This is a genomic window from Haloarcula sp. CGMCC 1.2071 (assembly GCF_037078445.1).
GTDB lineage: Archaea > Halobacteriota > Halobacteria > Halobacteriales > Haloarculaceae > Haloarcula > Haloarcula amylolytica.
Genome location: NZ_JAYMGY010000011.1, coordinates 1 through 17,707, shown reverse-complemented (window position 1 = coordinate 17,707; position 17,707 = coordinate 1). Strand labels below are relative to the sequence as shown.

Below are 17,707 nucleotides of genomic sequence, written 5' to 3'. Positions count from 1 at the left end.
CCGTCCCCAAGCACTGGCTTGGAGACTGCTTTTTGCCACAGGAAGGCGTCGACACGAGATACTGTACGGGCCGTCGAGCCGGCACGGGCCGTTGAGTCCTTGACGGCCCATAATCAGCGAACGGATTTCCACACTGCAGCCCCGGATTCAGTGTAGTTGTAGATATTTAAACGTATTTAGTTCTTCACAGCACCTCGTTATATCGACCTATCCGTATTAGCGTCTGAATATATGTTGTGTTACCATCATCACAAGATAGGGAGGGTGGATATAATAGTCAAATATGTTGTACTTGTCGTTGTCTCTACGTCCTTTTGGACCAGTAACTGTCACCGCTCACACCGGGATATCTACTGTGGCGTGTGAACGAATGTCGCACAAACAATAAGTATCTACCATGTCAGACTCCACATATGCATCCGGGCTCGAACCCTATCGCCTGCCACGCAGGTCAGCTGTCCCGGCAGTTAATGGATTGGGCACTGCCCTCTTCCACAGCTCCATTTTTTACATTTTCGACATTTAAACTGGCGTAGACTGCCAGCGCACAGGTGGTCCCTGTGCCCGGTGGAAAACGCCAGCCTTGAACACGCTCGGGGAGCCGTACTCAGCGGCTGTTCGGGTTATCAGGGTCTGTTGAGGGAGCGTCTGTCAAATACAAAAAACATCATCGAAAACAATGAATATGAAAAACGAAGCAGGAAGCAAGGACGTGCCAGCGGCCGTCAGAGAAGACTCGGATCTAGTCCAGGTACTGGATGCTGAAGGCAACGTCTTACCACAGGCGTCTGTTCCGGACATTTCAGACAGGCAGTTACTTGAGTTGTATGAGACTATCAAGCTCGCTCGTCACTTCGACCAGCGGGCGATCAGCTTCCAGCGACAGGGGCGGCTAGCGACGTACGCACCAATGACGGGCCAAGAAGGGTCACAAGTCGCCACGAGCCTGGCACTTGCCGAGCAGGACTGGCTGTTCCCGACCTACAGGGAGCACGCGGCGAAGTACGCCCACGGGATGGACCTTGTGTCCCTTTTCGAGCCACTGAGAGGCTATCGGGACGGGTACGCGATCCCCGATGACGTCAACGTGATGCCGGAGTACATTCCGATTGCGACCCAGGTTCCACAGGCCATGGGAATGGCGTGGGGACACAAGCTACAGGGAAAGACCGATACGGCCGTCCTGTGTCACCTCGGCGACGGTGCGACCTCCGAAGGAGACTTCCACGAAGGACTGAACTTCGCCGGGGTGTTCGACGTCCCAGCTGTATTCGTCTGTAACAACAACCAATGGGCGATTTCGGTCCCCCGCGAGCGACAGACGGCGAGCGAAACCATCGCTGAAAAAGCACAGGCCTACGGTATCGACGGCGTTCGAGTCGACGGGCTGGACCCGCTGGCGGTCTACAAAGTCGCCAGTGCGGCACTGGAGAAAGCCCGGAATCCGGGTCCCGGAGAGCTACGTCCAACGCTTATCGAGTCCGTCCAGTATCGCTTCGGTGCACACACCACTGCGGATGACCCGTCTGTGTACAGAGACGAATCGGAAGAAGAGGCCTGGCGCGACCGCGACCCTGTGGACCGCATTGAAACGTACCTGTACAACGAGGGCATCCTCGATTCCGACCTTGAGAGTGAGATCCAGGACAGTATCGAACAAGAAGTCAGCGAGGCGATAGAAACGGCGGAACAGACAGAGACGAGTCCGGACAACATCGTCGAGCACGTGTACGAGGACGTTCCAGCGCGGCTCGAAGAACAGCGGGACGAACTGAACCGGCTGCGCGAGAAGTATGACGACGGCGCGTTCTCGGAGGTGCTGGAATGAGTTCGACAGCCAGTACGCAGACGGGGCAAAACGCACAGCGTCTCACCCTCGTCGAGGCGATACAGGACGGGCTGTACACGGAAATGTCACGGGACGACAGTGTCGTCGTTCTGGGCGAAGACGTTGGGAAGAACGGCGGTGTTTTCAGAGCAACCGACCAGCTCTACGAGGAGTTCGGCGAAGACCGCGTCATCGACACGCCGTTGGCAGAGGCCGGCATCGTGGGTGCATCGATCGGTCTCGCCCAGACCGGGATGAAGCCTGTGCCCGAGATGCAGTTCATGGGCTTCATGTACCCTGCATTCGACCAGATCGTCAGTCACGCTGCGCGCCTCCGGAGCCGTAGCCAGGGACAGTACTCGGTGCCGATGGTGATACGGGCTCCATACGGCGGTGGAATCCGGGCCCCGGAACACCACTCCGAGTCAAAGGAAGCGTTCTTCGTGCACGAGCCCGGCCTCAAGGTCGTCTCGCCGAGCACCCCCTACGATGCGAAGGGACTTCTGGCGGCGTCCATCCACGACCCGGATCCGGTCATCTTCCTCGAGCCGAAGTTGATCTATCGGGCCTTCCGTGAAGACGTCCCGGCAAAACCGTATGAAGTATCGCTGAGTGAGGCTGCTGTCCGGCGGGAGGGAAGCGATATTTCAGTCTATACGTGGGGAGCAATGACCCGGCCCGCCCTGATCGCCGCGGAGAACCTCAGCCAGTCACATGGCATCGATGTCGAGGTCATCGACCTGCGGACCCTGTCACCCCTCGATGTAGAGACGATTACGAACTCGTTCAAAAAGACCGGCAGAGCCGCGATTGTACACGAAGCACCGAAGACCGGCGGACTAGGGGCGGAAATCGCAACGACGATCCAGGAGGAAGCGCTCGTTCATCAGGAAGCGCCAATCAAACGAATCGCCGGCTTCGATGCCCCCATGCCGCTCCATTCGCTGGAGGATTACTATCTGCCACAGGCGGTCCGTATCCAAGACGGCATCCGCGAAACAGTCGATTTCTAACATGGTACGCGAATTCGAACTCCCCGATGTCGGTGAAGGCGTCGCCGAGGGCGAACTGCTTCGCTGGCGGGTTGCGCCGGGCGATTCAGTTTCGGAAGACCAGCCAGTAGCGGAAGTCGAGACCGACAAAGCCGTCGTCGACGTCCCGTCCCCCGTCGACGGTGTTGTCGAAGAACTCCGTGCCGCGGAAGGTGAGACAGTCCCAGTCGGTGACGTGATTATCGTCTTCCGGGTCGAAGGGGAAGCCGAACCGGACGGAACTGAAACGCCTGCAGACGACGCCACTGCGGACAGCGGGTACCAAACCGACGACGAAGCACCAACACAGCCAGTCGAAGATACGCAGTCAGAACCAGCGGTGACACAGCGCGTCCAGGTCGCCGCTCCGCCGTCTGTGCGGCGTCTCGCCCGTGAACTGGGCGTCGATATCTCCAGCATTGCGGACTCGTCTCCGGGACGTATAACGGAGTCGGATGTCCGCGCGTACGCGAACACGGACTCTCACTCCTCGACGCAGGCGCAGTCAAACCAGCGGACCGCTGCTGCAGAGCGACAAAAACAGCAGGCAACTTCGACGCAGTCTGTCAGCCCAGTTCAGGCGAGAAAAACGGCAGACCGGGAGACGACGGTGGCCGTCCCGAAGACCAGACACGTCGCAGCCGAGGAAGGGGTCGATCTCGACAATGTCCCCACTGATGAACGAAAGGACGGAGAACCCTTTGTCACGCTCGAAGCGGTCCGAGAGTACGCAAAGGCCCAACAGCAGGCACAGAAAAAGGATCAAGAAGCGGTAGCCGAGAGGGCAGCGGCTGACGAGCCGGCGCGCCCGGAGTCTCGGACGCCGTACAACGGGATCAGACAGACGATCGGAGCCGCGATGACGGAGTCGAAATATACGGCCCCGCACGTCACGCATCAGGACGAGGTCGACGTTACTGCGCTGGTCGACGCTCGTTCGAGCCTCAGACAGGCGGCCGAGGAGCACGATATACGACTGACGTATATGCCGTTCGTGATGAAAGCGTGTGCCGCGGCCCTACAAGAGAACCCACAGGTAAACGTCTCCCTCGACGAAGCAAACGAAGAAATCGTCGAAAAGGAGTATTACAACATCGGTGTCGCAACGGCGACTGATGCCGGGCTGCTGGTTCCCGTTGTCGAGCACGTTGATGCGAAAGGCCTGCTCGAAGTCGCATCGGAAACCAACGAAAAAACCCAGAGAGCGAGAGAACGGGGTCTTTCGCCGGAGGAGATGCGTGGCGGGACGTTCACTATCTCGAACATCGGCGGCATCGGCGGGGAGTACGGAACACCGATCATCAATCAGCCGGAAAGCGCAATCCTGGCACTGGGAGAGATCAAAAAGAAGCCACGGGTTGTCGAAGCCGATGGTGAAGAGACGATAGAACCCCGTCATGTGATGACACTATCGCTGTCGTTCGACCACCGAGTGCTCGACGGCGCAGACGCCGCACGGTTCACGAACTCCATACAGAAGTACCTGCGAAATCCAAACCTGCTATTACTAGAATAATGGTCGTCGGAGATGTCACTACCTCGACTGACGTACTGGTTATTGGCGCGGGCCCCGGCGGATACGTCGCCGCAATCCGCGCTGCACAGCTTGACCTCGATATCACTCTCGTTGAAAAAGGAGCGTACGGGGGAGCCTGTCTCAACCGTGGCTGTATCCCCTCTAAAGCGCTGCTAAACGGTTCAGAACTGGCATCGGAGGCGGGCCAGGCGGAGGAACTGGGGATTTACGCGGACCCAACAGTGGCGCTCGACGAGATGATGAGCTGGAAAGACGGCATCGTCGACCAACTAACGAGCGGTATCGAGCAACTGTGTACGGCAGCTGGCGTGAATCTGTTAAAAGGGACTGCCGAATTTGCTGCTGAGAACAAGATCAGAATCGTCCATCAGGGAGAGGGGCAGGGCTCTGAATCGTTGAAATTCGACCACTGCGTCATCGCAACGGGGTCCCGGCCGATCGAAATTCCGGGGTTCGACTTCGATGACGAGCGCATCGTCTCCTCCGACGGCGCTCTGAACTTCGAAACGGTACCCGACGAACTCGTCATCGTCGGAGCCGGATACATCGGCATGGAGCTAGCGACAGTCTACAGCCGACTCGGGAGCGACGTCTCGGTAATTGAGACCCTAGAGCAGGCGCTTCCCGGCTATCAGGAGGACATTGCCTCGATAGTCCGACAGCGAGCAGCGCGTCTCGGCGTCGACTTTCACTTCGGGTACACGGCGGACAGCTGGGCAGAGTCGGACGGTAAAGCCGTCCTGACTGCTGTCCCTGCCGACGAGGCGGCGCACGATAGCGATATCGAACTCACTGCTGACAGAATACTCGTTGCCGTGGGTAGACGCCCGGTGACTGACACGCTCGGTATCGAAGCTGCCGGCGTCGAAACCGATGCTCAGGGGTTCATTCCAACGGATAGCAGATGTCGGACGAACAAGGAGCACATTTTCGCGGTCGGCGATGTGGCGGGTGAGCCGATGCTGGCACACAAGGGCTCGAAAGAGGGAGAAGTCGCAGCAGAAGTAATCGCTGGCGAGCCCGCTGCGGTCGATTATCGGGCACTCCCGGCTGCGGTGTTCACCGATCCGGAAATCGGAACCGTCGGGCTGACGGAGGACGAAGCTGCGAACGAGGGTATTACCCCAGTTACAGGTGAGTTCCAGTTCCAGGCGTCTGGACGGGCACTAACAGCGAACCGGACAGAGGGCTTTGTCCGAATTGTCGCCGCAAAAGAAACCGAACGTGTGATGGGTGCACAGATCGTCGGTCCGGAGGCATCCGAGTTGATCGCAGAAATCGCAGCCATGATCGAAATGGGTGCAAAGCTTCAGGATATCGGCTCCACCGTCCATACGCATCCAACATTAAGTGAAGCGGTTATGGAAGCCGCACAGAATGCGAGAGGGAAAGCAGTACACAGACAAAACTGACTGGTCGATATTGACTCATCAGAAACCAGATCTACGACCAAAACCGTTGAATATACAGCCAGCTATGGCCTATCCGATACTGTTTACTGAAACGAAACAACAACTCGGGAATAGAACCCTCGCTGAGCGACCGCTACGTTCTTTTCTGGGTATAGATTGAAGCTATAGTCGCCATTGAAAATCAATGTCCACCTGATCGAACGACGGCAGTGCGGTCAGTGTGTACCTCGTTTCAATTGTTACTGTAGTCTCCAGCGTCGGACAACAGATACGTTCCAGATTCAGTCGTTCGCGACTGTTTGGCTTGCGGCACCGTCACTGGCACTCAGTTTGCTCTCCTCTTCTTCGGGTCTCGGTACGTCTGTTGGAAGGTTTTCGTACAGAATTCCTTTGCTCGCGTTGTAGCATGTCATGCGATGTCATGGCTGATGAACTCATATAAAACCGTCCCTTATTCTGTACCGCCGAATATTAATATTCCGAGGATATTTATATATTGACCAATTTTCCAGAACGAGGTTATAGAGTATTTGTTTGGATTCGGTGTCGATGTGGATACACGACCTGTTTTTTGCGCTGAAAGTTCAGCTACTGTCTCGTATGCTATCACTTCCTGTCATCTGTCTTTTCTATGCTGTCGGATACAATCCAAAAATATTAGATTATATACTATCTCGTTGTAGACCTAATATTTGTTCTGATCGCAATCCAAACAGGTGTGTTAGATATCTGGGTATTGTGATGTCATGCATTCCTCTTCACAGAAGAAATGCTCCGTTATCTCTCCGTTCGGATCACGTATCGTAACCCCGCTGAACTTCATCTGTTCGCTGATCACTTGTCCACAGTAATCACAGCGGTAGTTCGGTGACCCACCGACCAAGACTCGAGTCGACTTGTTTTGGATATTCAGTTCGGCAGCGGCCGTGTTGCCGCTGGCTTCCATAGCGTACCGAGCAGTTGCTAGTGACTGCTCCGCCTCAGTTTGTCCATTCATCGTTTGTATCGATTCGTTGTTGACAGGGGTCGGACTCGTTCCGTCGACTGTTACACATTACTCTGGATCGCTCTTGTCGCTTTACCGCCGTTTTCCGCCTATGCCGGGTTACTGCCCGGACTGGGGTGGGCTACGTGGGTTACCGGGGAGAAAGTGTAAAAAACGTATAACCGGACGTTACAGCCGCTAATTGGCTCGCTTTCCGGGGCGGTTCTACCGTTTTGGTACCCGGTTCCATACCTCCCAGTACGGGACTTCTGTATTTAATCATTTGGTTAGTCCCTATTATAGTAGCCATTGAAAATCAATGCACACCTGGTCGCCCGACAGCAGTGCGATCAGGTCTCCATCGTTTCAATTGGTACTATAGATGTCTTAGAGTGATGACCGCTGCAGGCCCCGGCTACGTTGTGCAGCCTCGCTGGACTCACAGGTTTGGGCCAGTTATTTTCGTTGGATGTGAACGCCACTCACGGAACTATTAAGTGAACATCCATTAAAGATAGAGACATGAATCCGGGCGCTGACTGTACGGCTTGGCAGGCAAGCCCGCTGTCCCGGCACTTGATCGGTGCAGACCCCCTCACATCCGGTTTTACGTTTTTTACATTTTTCAAATTTTAAACTGACGTAGACCACCACAGTGCGGGCAAACGCCGGCACACAGGTGGAAAACGTCGGTCCTGGCTGGTTCCCAAACACCAGCCGACGGTTTTCGGGTCGCGATGACCCATCTCACGAAGCGCTGCGACACCAACTACAAACCCATAATCAGCGACATCATGAACGCACAAAACACGCAGGAGTACCGTAGCCAACAATCAGCAGACATCGCAAACGCGGACCGAGCGCGGAGTGCAGCCCCCGAAAGCGTTGAGAGCCAATCTATCAGGGTCGTAATTAGCTCGATTGAAACGCGACACTGCGATCACTGCGGCGCATCAATTGACGACAACGTCCGGTATCGTAATGTCACGACCAGAGATAGTGCTGGCAACGTCTCGGAATACGCGTTCTGCGGTGTCGACTGTAAGACCGCTCGGTTCCCGAGGCTCGGCTGACCGCCGGCTGGCGTGGCGCATTGTCGGTTTACAGGACCATACTGGGGTTTTGGCGTCGGTTCGATAATACGGTCCGAGTCCTCACGCGGATTGACAGTCGCAGCCACCCTGTTCCAGAAACGCTACAATATCGTAGCTATGGCCGCAGTCCTCACACAGCACCTGCACCTCGTTGATGACGTTGAAATCGCCTGCCGAGATGGCGTCGTTCTTTTCGAGGCTCTCGATAGTCTGCCTCGTTACAGCGGTGGTTCGGCCCCGAAGCCGCTGTATTGAGTCGATGGCGTTTTCCTTCCGTTCTGCGGGCGTCCGCTCGGGTCGGGCCGCCCCACGGTCGTTCTTGAGATAGCGATACACCGTCTGGTGGGAGATAAAGTCGTCCATCACCGATTCGATATCGACCCCGCTCTGTTCGAGACGGGAGCGTATGAGCGGGGCGTCCGCGTCATCTTCGCGAAGTGATTGATAGACCTGCTGGATGTCGCCACTCAATGTCGGTGCGTCGCTCCCTTCGATGGCGGACTCGAGCACCGACTGATTGAAGTAGTCCGCGAGGTCTCGGGTACTTTCTTCCTCCCCGTCGGCGCCGACCCACCGATCTTCGAGTTCTACACCCATCCCGACAAGATCGTATTTTCGAATTACGGCATCCACCTTGTTCGTTCCCCCACCGGACTGTGAGTCGTCTGCGGTCATGATCCGATTTACATGAACGCCATAGTTACTAAACACTCCCGCATATCGGGAGGTTTGGCGAGGTCCCTCACGCGGAGAGCTTTATCAGGCCCGTGCTCTGGTGTGTGTCGGCCGATTCACGGACTGAACTACTCATTTGATGCGGATTCAGGCTCGCGAACCCACGCCACCGGAACTGTGGACTGCCGGACGATTTTGGCGCTGACACCACCCATGACGTACCTGCTGAAGTCAGTCTGTCCGTGGGTCCCCATGATCGCGAGATCGATTTCGTTCTCGTCGATGTAGTCGCAAATCACCTTCGAGGTGGTCCCGTGTTCGATGACGCTGGTGACCGAGTTGAGCGACGTCTCCTCGACTTTCTCGGTCGCTTCGGCCAGAATCTCATTTGCCCGCTCGGTCAACTCCCCCTCTTTCAGGACGGAGCGTGCATCCGGGCCGAGACCGCCGGTCTCGACAACGTGAAGCAGGTGGAGCGTTGCTCCCGTCGCCCTCGCGACATCGATCCCCTCTGCCACTGCGAGTGCTGCGCCACGGCTTCCATCCGTCGGGACGAGGACGTGCTTGGGGGGATACACGAGTGGTCGATCTTCGGCAGGGTTGACCGCAACGACGGGAACCGCTGCCGTATTGATGACGCGTTCGGTGACGCTTCCGAGCAGGATTCGCTTGAGCCCGCGCCGTCCGTGCGTCGGCATAACGATGCAGTCGATGTCGGACTGTTTGCTGTAGTCGACTATCGTCTTGTGCGGGTCACCCTGGAGGACCGCAGAGACGACAGGAACGCCTTCATCTTTCGCAGACTGTGCGGCTTCCGCCACGATGCGCTCCCCTTCTGTTTCGAGAACGTCGATGACCTCTCCACGAATCGTGGTGACACTGTCTCGGCCAGTGTCGGCGACGTTGATGATGTGAATCGTCGCCTCGTGTTCGGCTGCGATCTGTAATGCGTACTCAAGAACCGATTCTGCGGCGTCACTTCCGTCGGTTGGGAACAGGATAGTGTCGTACATAGTGGCGTGCTGGACTGTGGATCAGCTATCTGGGTTGCGGAGGGCGTTCCGGGTTGTCCGTAGGCGGGTCCCTATTTCCGCACTTCCTGATTGTGGCTTCTGGTCCTCGGGCGCTCTGTGCCGTTGCCTACGCATCAAAGCACTCGGCCCGGTATGGTTTCAGAGACATTGTATTCGGAGGCTGTGTGACGGACTACGCAGTGACGTCTAATAATATCTCGCCTACCGAAGCGCTCTCCAGCCATCTGTGGCTGGGACACACAGCGGATTGCTCTACGCCCCCACCAAGGCTGGCGCGTCGGCAGGACGGCGCTGACACACATTTTTAAGCCAATCCCCCCACCGTATTGAGATATGGCAGCAGTCCGACGCCTCGTTATCGATGTACTGAAACCCCACGATCCGCCCCTGCTGATGTTCACCGATCAGCTGGCCGAAATTGAGTGCGTCGAGGGCGTCACTTCGTCTCTGATCGAACTAGATCAGGAAGTACAAAACGTCAAGCTCACGTTCGAAGGCGAAGAGCTGGACTTCGAGGCAATCGAAGAGACGATCGAAAACCTCGGCGGGTCAGTACACTCTGTGGACCAGGTTGCCTGCGGTGACAGCGTCGTGACGGACCGACGGACGTTACAGGATGCCTGACGCGCCGTGACGTCCATTCGACAACTCCTCAGGCGTCTTCTCGGGAAGGACGACGTCCTCGCAATCTCGCGCCGGTACTTCATCTCGAACGGCTTCGACGGGACGCTGACGTGCATCGGCATTATCGTCGGCGCTGTCCTTTCGGGAGTTTCAGACGGCTCCACTGTCATCAAAATCGGACTGGGCGCGGCAGTCGGTCTCGGGACGTCTGCGGTCTGGAGCGTCTGGGAAATCGAACGTGCTGAAACCCGGGCCGAAATCAGACGTATCGAGCGAGCGATGCTCAAAGACCTCGACGATACCCGCGTTCAACGCGACCAGAGCGGTGCCCGCTTCGTACACGCCATGATGAGCGGCCTGGGGCCACTCATCGGGGTTCTGATTCCACTGACCCCGTTCGTTGTCGCGGGGACCGTTGTCACAATGGTAGAAGCAGCACTCATCTCGGTCGGCCTGGGTATCGGTGTGTTGGGTGCGTTCGGCGCTTACATGGGCTCGATTTCGGGTCAGCGGTGGTACGTTGCCGCAGCGCGGATGGGACTCGCCGGCTTGGTCGTCGCAATTCTTAATCTCTTCCTTCCGGGGTGAGAGACCGAGACTCCGTTCTCACTGGAGGACAAATCCCAACTTGCTTTCCACTGGTCCCCATACACGGTAGTAGATGCGTGTTGGCTTGCGACAGTTCAAACGGCCGTTGTGCTACGTGATGGCGCTCCTGTATGTCGTCGCGGGAGGATTGCATTTCGTCGTGCCGGAACTATACGTCCAGATCGTGCCACCGGTCTTGCCGGCGGCACTTGCGCTGGTGTATCTGTCCGGCGTCGCGGAAATCGCTGTCGGGCTCGGCCTGTTGGTGCCCCGGACGCGTTCGTACGCCGCGTGGGCGACGATCGCATTGCTCGTCGCGATCTTTCCCGCAAACGTCTATATGGCTGTCTCCATGGTCACTATCGAGGGGACGGGTGGTGGCGATCCCTCTGTGTTGGTCCGCTGGGCACGGTTGCCGCTGCAAGGCGTGTTGATCCTCTGGGCGTACTGGTACACCGACTGAGCGTGGCGAAAACCCCGAGTGACCGGGCTGGATCGGTCGTATTTCATCGTCTGCGACGGATTGATCGACGCCGTCGTCGCCGGTTGTGGGACGAAGCTGTCGGCGTGGACGTGACCGGTAGCCAGCGCCGCTGGGTCGCAGCGATCGAATCGGACGATGCCACTGTTGTCCCTACGAATATCGCCATATAGTGTGAGACGCCGAGGACTGCCCAACAAGGACCAGAGGGCCGCTCACCGCCATCACCAGAACCGTGCCGAGAGCCAGAACAACCGCGAGCGACCGCCATTTTTCAGCGGATATCCGCTTCGAAGACGCAACGCGATGCCCGCGTCCACGACGGCGAAGTCGTCCGTGAAGAGGACACACGGTACAGATGGCATCTGGCTTCTTGCGCCTCCAAGACTCCGGGGAGCTGCTTTGCCAGATTAGACATGAATAGGTACCGATTGGGAACTAGTATATATCTACACTACATGTGAGTTCACCGTAATGACATAGAGAGATACTGTCTATCCATAAGACATATTCGTAACTGCAGTATAGATACAATGTCGACATGCCCTCCAGTAGTCGTAAACTTCTGTCGACGAACAGTGAACAGTGGCGTCTGGCGCACGAAGACCTCCACATCAGAAACACCACCGATACCAAACATGATGTCCGCATAGAAATATACGACAGCGAGATATGTTGCCATAGAGCCCACTATCAGCTCTTGTCAGGCCAGTCCGGCTGTTCGGTCAACTTGCTACAGGCTGGCTGCTACAGGGTTAAAGCTGTTCTCGATAGACAACATGAATCAGTCGCTGCCGTGACAGTCTCCGACGAGCCCGAACGAACGATCTTCGTCCACATTCAGAACGACGGGATCACCATCAAGGAGGGAGTGACGCCCTCGCGCCCCTGAACCAGCGTGTCGCCGCTCCCCCTCGCTCCCCGGAGGCAGGATCGAACGAAATAGGGTAAGCCCATCTTTAACACCCATCGGAACCAAATAACAAACGGAATGAGCTCTGCATCTACATCGGACAGGTCCCCAGAGTCTGCCGACTCAGTGTCGGGCTATCGCGACACGCTTGCGTCGGTTTATCACGAATATGTCGGCGAACCGGCTAAAGAGCGAGATATCTACGTTGGGTTCGGACTCTTTTTTGCTGGAGTTACGCTTGCCATCGTCGGATTCTGCCTCTTTCTGTACAGTAACGTTCTGGAGTCCGGGAGCGCACCGTACTGGCAGATTCGTGAGGTTGCGCTCGTCGTCGGGTTCGTCGGACTGCCCTCCGTGCTGTTGAGCGTCGTCGTACTCCTCCCAGTCGGTTTCAAGACCCGGGTCGTCAGTGCCGCCGGCACGTTGTTCTGTCTCGCCGCAACGATAATTCTGGTTAATGTCTTTCCGTATGGGTGGACGAACAGTGGCGGAGTCAACGGCAGCGTCTGGACGATCAGCGTTTACGCCACTGGCTTAGTCATGCTTGCGGCCTCAACAGGAGCGGCGCTGGTTGCACACTACCTCGAGAAAGCGGCAACCCCAAGCGACTCAACTGAACCAGTCGAGCCGGCCGAGAGCGAGTCGGAGTCTGTCAGCAAAGCAGATGTGGACGACGATATCGAACAGGCACTAGACGGAGCGGAACTATCGTGGGGTGGTGTCGAACAGCAGCCCAAAACTAAGCGGCTAAATCTGGATATGCCAGAAACGGACTCTGACCTCGATCGGACGGCTATCGAGAATTCCGAGGCGACCACGACACGAGCCGACAGCAATGACGTTGATGACGCAGTAGATGGGCTCAGACAGCTACAGGGTGGCCAATCAAAGACAGAACGAAGCACCGGTACCGAAGAACAGGTCGACGCTCTCACGCAGTTTCGAAATGAGCAGGCCGAAGATGACGATGTGGAAACCGGTGTCAAAGAGCAACGAAGCATTGTTACCCGTCTTCGGTCGTTGTTGTTTGAATAGACTGTCTGCTCACCACGGACACTCCGCTGTGGTTCTCTCGTTGCGTGGGGTAACCCAGAGTAATATGTTCCTACGAACCATTCCGTCTGTTTTCATAAATAACATGTAACCTATTGCAACAAAACAGGATAGTTTTTTCAACTTGGTGGGAGGAATACAACTGTATGCCCCAAGGTCTCGATGTCGGTACGATGAACCTCCTGTCTGCACGCCAAGATGGTAACGAAACGGTATTCGTGCAGCAGCGGAACTCCTTCGTCGAAATTGACTACAGCGACATGGCCGAACAGATGCTGTCGAGAAGTGATGTTCTCCACATCCGCAAGGATGATCGCGTCTACATCGTTGGCGATGACGCCCTGAATTTCGCGAACATCTTCAGTGAGGAGACACGCCGCCCGATGCAAGCCGGGATTCTCTCGAGCGACGAGCAATCAGCTATTCCGATGATCAAGCTCATTACTGAACAGGTAGTGGGACAGCCGGAGTTCCCGAATGAGCGCCTGTTTTTCTCGGTTCCCGCGGACCCAATCGATGCCGATGTCTCGACGCTATATCATCAAAAGACGATTGAATCCCTACTCACTGATATGGGCTACAGCCCGGAACCGATCAATGAAGGGATGGCCGTCATCTACTCCGAGCTTGCCAACCGTGAGTTCACTGGCCTCGGTATCAGCTTCGGCGCCGGGATGACCAACGTCTGTCTGTCGTACTATGCAGTCCCCGTAATGAAGTTCTCCATCGCACGCGGTGGCGACTGGATCGACGAGCAGGCTGCACAGGCGACTGGCACGCCCGTCGATAAGGTCACCTCGGTTAAAGAAGAGGACTTCGCACTCAACTTCGAGACGGACGTCGGCGGTATTGAAGGTGCACTGAGTATCTATTACGACAATCTCCTCGACTATGTCATCGAGAACATCATCAGTGAAGTCGATGAGGAAGATGTCGAGGAGGGACTGGATGTCCCGGTCGTCGTGACTGGTGGGACATCCAGTCCTGACGGCTTCGAAGAGTTGTTCGCCGAACGGATCAACGAATCCGAGATACCGTTCTCAATCAGCGACGTCCGCCAAGCCGAGAATCCATTATATAGTGTCGCACAGGGCGCACTCGTCGCAGCGCGGTCGGAAGAAGAGCGCGAGGGGCAAAACGAGCAGGCCGAAGAATCTGACACCACCGCCGAGTAACGGTTGGTCTCGAATAGAAGCACTGTTCGCCGGCGTCAGCCGGAACATTCTACTGGTCCTCGTCCAGGCAAGACCACTGACGTCGGACGCTACTCAGTTTCGTCCTCGTTTTCGTCGGCTTCAGTTTCCGTGTCTTGGCTATTCTCATCGTTCTCATTAGATTTGGCTGTAACCTCCCCGCTCTGTTCAATTTCGTTCTCGTCGATAACACGGTTCAATTCGTCAGCAGCGTCCTGTCGGAACCTGTTAGCGTCGGACCCCAGAGATATTCCCACCGCGACACCAGCCTGTTCAAGCGAGAACTCTGGTCGGTCTGTGGGCTCGTCCCGTTCCGGAATCGGGACGCTGGGTGTACGGCCGGTGTTTTCGGGTTTACCGGGGTTAGAATCAGGATGCTCGTTGAACCGAGCGAGAGCGAACTCCCAGGACTCTGGGGGGGAAGCCTCGTTGTGATGCGACGCAGAGATGTCTGCGAAGCCGCACGATTCACAGACGATAGCTGTCTGGTCAGCGGTCGCAAGCGTATACGTGCTGAGATCGGATTCGCAGCGGGGACACCGCATACTAGACCATGCGTGCCTCTGCTATACAATGGTTCCGTCAGTTATCGCCGTCCAGGGAACGAGTTATGAGATGGGCGACCGATGTTGGAGGTGATGCCGGAGATCGAGATTACGGACACACAACAGGATGACTTGACGACGATTCGGGAGGATCTCGAAGACGCGTTCATCGAGACGTACGGGCACATTCGTACGCAAGATGTCGTTGACTACCTCCTCGATACATACACACCGCCGGACCAGCTGGAAGACGAGCAAGGCCTGAGCCGTACCGACTACGAGCGACTCGCCTCGGCTGAGTATCCGGAACTCCAACACATCGCCTCCGAGGTGCCAGACGTTCCCGGTAGCGGTATTGAGGCCGACGAGATGCGAGGGAAACTGCTCGCAGCACTTGGAACGAGTGAGCTTGCGGATCGCCTCGCGGATATCGAACCTGAAAAAAGAGCGAACGAGGGGGGCGAGGAGGCGGCCGCCGGCCCAACTAGGCCGGGGAACACGCCAAACGACGGACGTGACGTCGCACAGAACGGTACGCCAACACAGACCACATCGTCATCCGATACCATCGAAAGCGCCGACGCGGCCGAGTCGAACGCGGCAGTTGACGACACTCCGAGTGATACTCTTTCCGCTGCCAACCGTTTGCTAACCGAACATGACGAGAAGTGGACCCGGTCAGACGAGACCGACGAACCATACGAAGTCACACTTCCCGACGGTTCAACGGTGAGCGCCCGGACGAAAGACGACGTCCGAAAACTGCTGTTTCAAAACTACTGAGTACGCTCTCCTCGCGAAAACACTGTTTGACGTCGACCATCCCTCACGAGGGTACGTCCCATCGAGCACCTACGACTCACCATCCGATACGTCCTCGAGGTAGCCGACCCGACACTGTGGGCAAACGTCACCGGGAAAGAACGACGATTCACTCGCGGGGAGTTCGAACTCACACCTCGGACACTGATACGTCGGAACCGAGTCGCTTGTGGTATTCTTTGAGCGGTCCGCCGTATACGACTGCCCGTCTCGACCGTTTCCAATACCCGGTTCTTCGGGGGTTTCAGACGACGGTTCTGCCGTGTCTGTAGCAGCATCATCAATGAGGACTGCATCGTCGCTACTTGACGGCGTGTCGCTGTCGTCATCTGGTTCCTGTGTCTCCGACAGTATCACGGCGTCATCAGTCGTTTCCAGAAGCCCCGATTCGGTCACCGCCGGTGACTCGTCACTCGCCTCCGCATCTGGAGATGTTTCTGCCACATTGTCTGACACGGCCATCGTTGATGCGGGTGGTTCGGTGGGTTCCGTTTCGTCTGCTGCCTGCACCGGGTCTCTCGCTTCAGTCTCGACCTCCGCGGTCTCTCTCACCCCTGCTGGCCCCTTGTTTTCGGTTCTGTGTTCGACTTCATCCGACCGCTCGCCATTCGCTTTCGATTCCTCTGTGGTGGATATCAGGCCTTGATTCTCAGAGATATCTCGGATATGCTCACAGCGCTCGCAAGACTTGTATTCCCGAACAGTTAGAACAGTGCCCCGCTTACCTTCGTCGTACGACTCCTCTATCGTCGACTCCCCGAAGTCGTGTCCAAATAGCTCACAACGCAGTCCCATGCATGGCCATTTACGTCGTACGATTAAGAATGTATTCACCAGCAGTGACATCTTTGTCGCGTTAGCCGCATGCGGGAACGTGTCTGTGACCAGCCTCGCCCCGTCGCTAAAGTAGTTGTCAAACCCGTTTGCTTGCGCTCAACCCCATATTGATTCTGGAACCACTATGAGGAGAGCAAGGAAGACAATGAGGATACCGAGACCAAGTATTCGAAGTACCCCTGCCGAACGTTGTCGGTTCGGAGGAAGGGATTCGGCTAATCCAGAGAACGCAAACGCGATACCCAAAAAGAGCATGTTGTGAGGGCCGTTGAGTACAATACCGAAATACACCCACCCAAGGATGCAAATGAACGAGAAGAGTGAGAATAAGAGGCCCTTCCGTCGTCCGTCTGGTTCACGAAACAGCATCCGTTGAACTGCCTCCATACGTCCTACCAGAAGTTTGACCCGGTAAAAAGTTCCCCTGTGTTGACTGTAACTGAATTAGCATATCTCACTGCTGAGGATTTTAATAACCCCGGGAGTACGCGACAACAATGGGGTTTACAGAGACGTTCGATGCTGCAGAACCGACACATAGACTCGTCTCTCGGAATCTATCCGGTGTTAAGGACTGGGACGAACTCGGCGGTGTGACAGTCGAGAACCGGGCGATTCGCGTTCTGATGGGCTACGGAACCGTTGTCCACCTAGAGCTTGAGCCAAAACACGGTCAATTTGAGACGGTACAACGGGAGCTATAGGAGCCATTGAAAATCAATGCACACCTGATCGCACGACGGTAGTGCGATCAGTGTGTACATCGTTTCAATTGTTACTATAGTGCGGGTTCCCGACTCGAAATGTATCTTTGTCCGTTCGGATCACGAATTTCGAGCGGTGCTTCCCGAGGACCGGGCGTTGATTGAGTCAGTACTCGAAATCCCGGACGGTGATACTGATGCGTGGACGGACCGTCTGTTCTACTTCGACGAACGCTCTTGCGTAGTAGATTGTTGATAGCGAGAGCTGCGGCTGAAAGTCGAAGAGGGCAAGGGCACCGCGCCAGCGGTGCCCGATATGTTCCCAATAAGTCGATTCGTGTCGGAATCGGC

General features: G+C 56.3%; 19 protein-coding genes. 12 read left to right on the top strand and 7 right to left on the bottom strand.

Features of this window, described 5'->3' with window-relative positions; translation table 11 throughout:
* Positions 1-679 precede the first annotated feature (679 nt).
* The 5 genes from pdhA to VI234_RS21320 all read left to right on the top strand — a co-directional run bounded on the left by pdhA (position 680) and on the right by VI234_RS21320 (position 7,866).
* Entirely contained in the window at positions 680-1,828 is a 1,149-nt protein-coding gene (gene pdhA, locus VI234_RS16775) for a pyruvate dehydrogenase (acetyl-transferring) E1 component subunit alpha (RefSeq protein WP_008308441.1), read from the top strand.
* A complete protein-coding gene (locus VI234_RS16770; protein WP_336330647.1) occupies positions 1,825-2,841 on the top strand; it encodes an alpha-ketoacid dehydrogenase subunit beta in 1,017 nt (338 codons plus the stop codon). Before pdhA ends, VI234_RS16770 begins: the two co-directional genes overlap by 4 nt.
* Position 2,842: 1 nt before the next feature.
* Positions 2,843-4,375, top strand: a complete 1,533-nt coding sequence (locus tag VI234_RS16765) for a dihydrolipoamide acetyltransferase family protein (RefSeq protein WP_336330646.1) — start codon at positions 2,843-2,845, stop codon at positions 4,373-4,375.
* Complete coding sequence (lpdA, locus tag VI234_RS16760; RefSeq protein ID WP_336330645.1) at positions 4,375-5,808, top strand: dihydrolipoyl dehydrogenase; 1,434 nt, start codon at positions 4,375-4,377, stop codon at positions 5,806-5,808. The genes VI234_RS16765 and lpdA overlap by 1 nt, the downstream gene beginning before the upstream one ends.
* Before the next feature lie 1,722 nt (positions 5,809-7,530).
* On the top strand, positions 7,531-7,866 hold the full coding sequence (locus tag VI234_RS21320; protein WP_023842931.1) for a DUF7576 family protein: 336 nt from the start codon (positions 7,531-7,533) through the stop codon (positions 7,864-7,866).
* An 81-nt stretch (positions 7,867-7,947) separates the two neighbouring features.
* Here VI234_RS21320 and rdfA read toward each other — a convergent pair whose 3' ends face one another.
* Positions 7,948-8,562 (bottom strand): rod-determining factor RdfA, encoded by a 615-nt coding sequence (rdfA, locus tag VI234_RS16755; protein ID WP_008308448.1) that lies wholly within the window; start codon positions 8,560-8,562, stop codon positions 7,948-7,950.
* A 128-nt stretch (positions 8,563-8,690) separates the two neighbouring features.
* A complete protein-coding gene (locus VI234_RS16750) occupies positions 8,691-9,575 on the bottom strand; it encodes a universal stress protein (RefSeq protein WP_008308450.1) in 885 nt (294 codons plus the stop codon).
* Positions 9,576-9,929: 354 nt separating this feature from the next.
* Between VI234_RS16750 and VI234_RS16745 the strand changes: the two genes are divergently transcribed.
* The 3 genes from VI234_RS16745 (at position 9,930) to VI234_RS16735 (ending at position 11,271) form a co-directional block, all read left to right on the top strand.
* The gene (locus tag VI234_RS16745) at positions 9,930-10,220 is read left to right on the top strand and encodes a DUF211 domain-containing protein (protein WP_008308452.1); all 291 of its coding nucleotides are present in this window, start codon (positions 9,930-9,932) and stop codon (positions 10,218-10,220) included.
* Positions 10,221-10,226: 6 nt separating this feature from the next.
* Entirely contained in the window at positions 10,227-10,808 is a 582-nt protein-coding gene (locus VI234_RS16740) for a VIT1/CCC1 transporter family protein (RefSeq protein WP_008308454.1), read from the top strand.
* 73 nt (positions 10,809-10,881) lie between these two features.
* The gene (locus VI234_RS16735) at positions 10,882-11,271 is read left to right on the top strand and encodes a DoxX family protein (RefSeq protein ID WP_008308456.1); all 390 of its coding nucleotides are present in this window, start codon (positions 10,882-10,884) and stop codon (positions 11,269-11,271) included.
* Between the two features lie 242 nt (positions 11,272-11,513).
* Here VI234_RS16735 and VI234_RS16730 read toward each other — a convergent pair whose 3' ends face one another.
* On the bottom strand, positions 11,514-11,654 hold the full coding sequence (locus VI234_RS16730) for a hypothetical protein (RefSeq protein ID WP_336330644.1): 141 nt from the start codon (positions 11,652-11,654) through the stop codon (positions 11,514-11,516).
* 626 nt (positions 11,655-12,280) lie between these two features.
* Between VI234_RS16730 and VI234_RS16725 the strand changes: the two genes are divergently transcribed.
* Together VI234_RS16725 and VI234_RS16720 are read left to right on the top strand one after the other, a co-directional pair.
* Positions 12,281-13,237, top strand: coding sequence for a DUF7139 domain-containing protein (locus VI234_RS16725; protein ID WP_442905030.1), 957 nt, complete (start codon positions 12,281-12,283; stop codon positions 13,235-13,237).
* A gap of 164 nt (positions 13,238-13,401) precedes the next feature.
* Entirely contained in the window at positions 13,402-14,430 is a 1,029-nt protein-coding gene (locus tag VI234_RS16720; protein WP_014030841.1) for a hypothetical protein, read from the top strand.
* 89 nt (positions 14,431-14,519) lie between these two features.
* Here VI234_RS16720 and VI234_RS16715 read toward each other — a convergent pair whose 3' ends face one another.
* Positions 14,520-14,993: a hypothetical protein gene (locus tag VI234_RS16715; RefSeq protein ID WP_336330643.1), complete on the bottom strand. Its 474-nt coding sequence runs from the start codon at positions 14,991-14,993 to the stop codon at positions 14,520-14,522.
* An 81-nt stretch (positions 14,994-15,074) separates the two neighbouring features.
* On the opposite strand from VI234_RS16715, the gene VI234_RS16710 reads away from it, so the two are divergent.
* The gene (locus tag VI234_RS16710; protein ID WP_442905029.1) at positions 15,075-15,776 is read left to right on the top strand and encodes a hypothetical protein; all 702 of its coding nucleotides are present in this window, start codon (positions 15,075-15,077) and stop codon (positions 15,774-15,776) included.
* 69 nt (positions 15,777-15,845) lie between these two features.
* On the opposite strand, the gene VI234_RS16705 is transcribed toward VI234_RS16710, so the two are convergent.
* Both VI234_RS16705 and VI234_RS16700 read right to left on the bottom strand, forming a co-directional pair.
* Positions 15,846-16,661 (bottom strand): DUF7093 family protein, encoded by an 816-nt coding sequence (locus VI234_RS16705; protein WP_239642263.1) that lies wholly within the window; start codon positions 16,659-16,661, stop codon positions 15,846-15,848.
* Between the two features lie 87 nt (positions 16,662-16,748).
* Complete coding sequence (locus VI234_RS16700; RefSeq protein WP_336330641.1) at positions 16,749-17,039, bottom strand: hypothetical protein; 291 nt, start codon at positions 17,037-17,039, stop codon at positions 16,749-16,751.
* Positions 17,040-17,149: 110 nt separating this feature from the next.
* On the opposite strand from VI234_RS16700, the gene VI234_RS16695 reads away from it, so the two are divergent.
* A complete protein-coding gene (locus VI234_RS16695) occupies positions 17,150-17,356 on the top strand; it encodes a hypothetical protein (RefSeq protein WP_049942843.1) in 207 nt (68 codons plus the stop codon).
* Between the two features lie 166 nt (positions 17,357-17,522).
* Here the strand turns inward: VI234_RS16695 and VI234_RS16690 are convergent.
* On the bottom strand, positions 17,523-17,707 hold a 185-nt coding region (locus VI234_RS16690; protein WP_336330640.1), incomplete at its 5' end, for a hypothetical protein.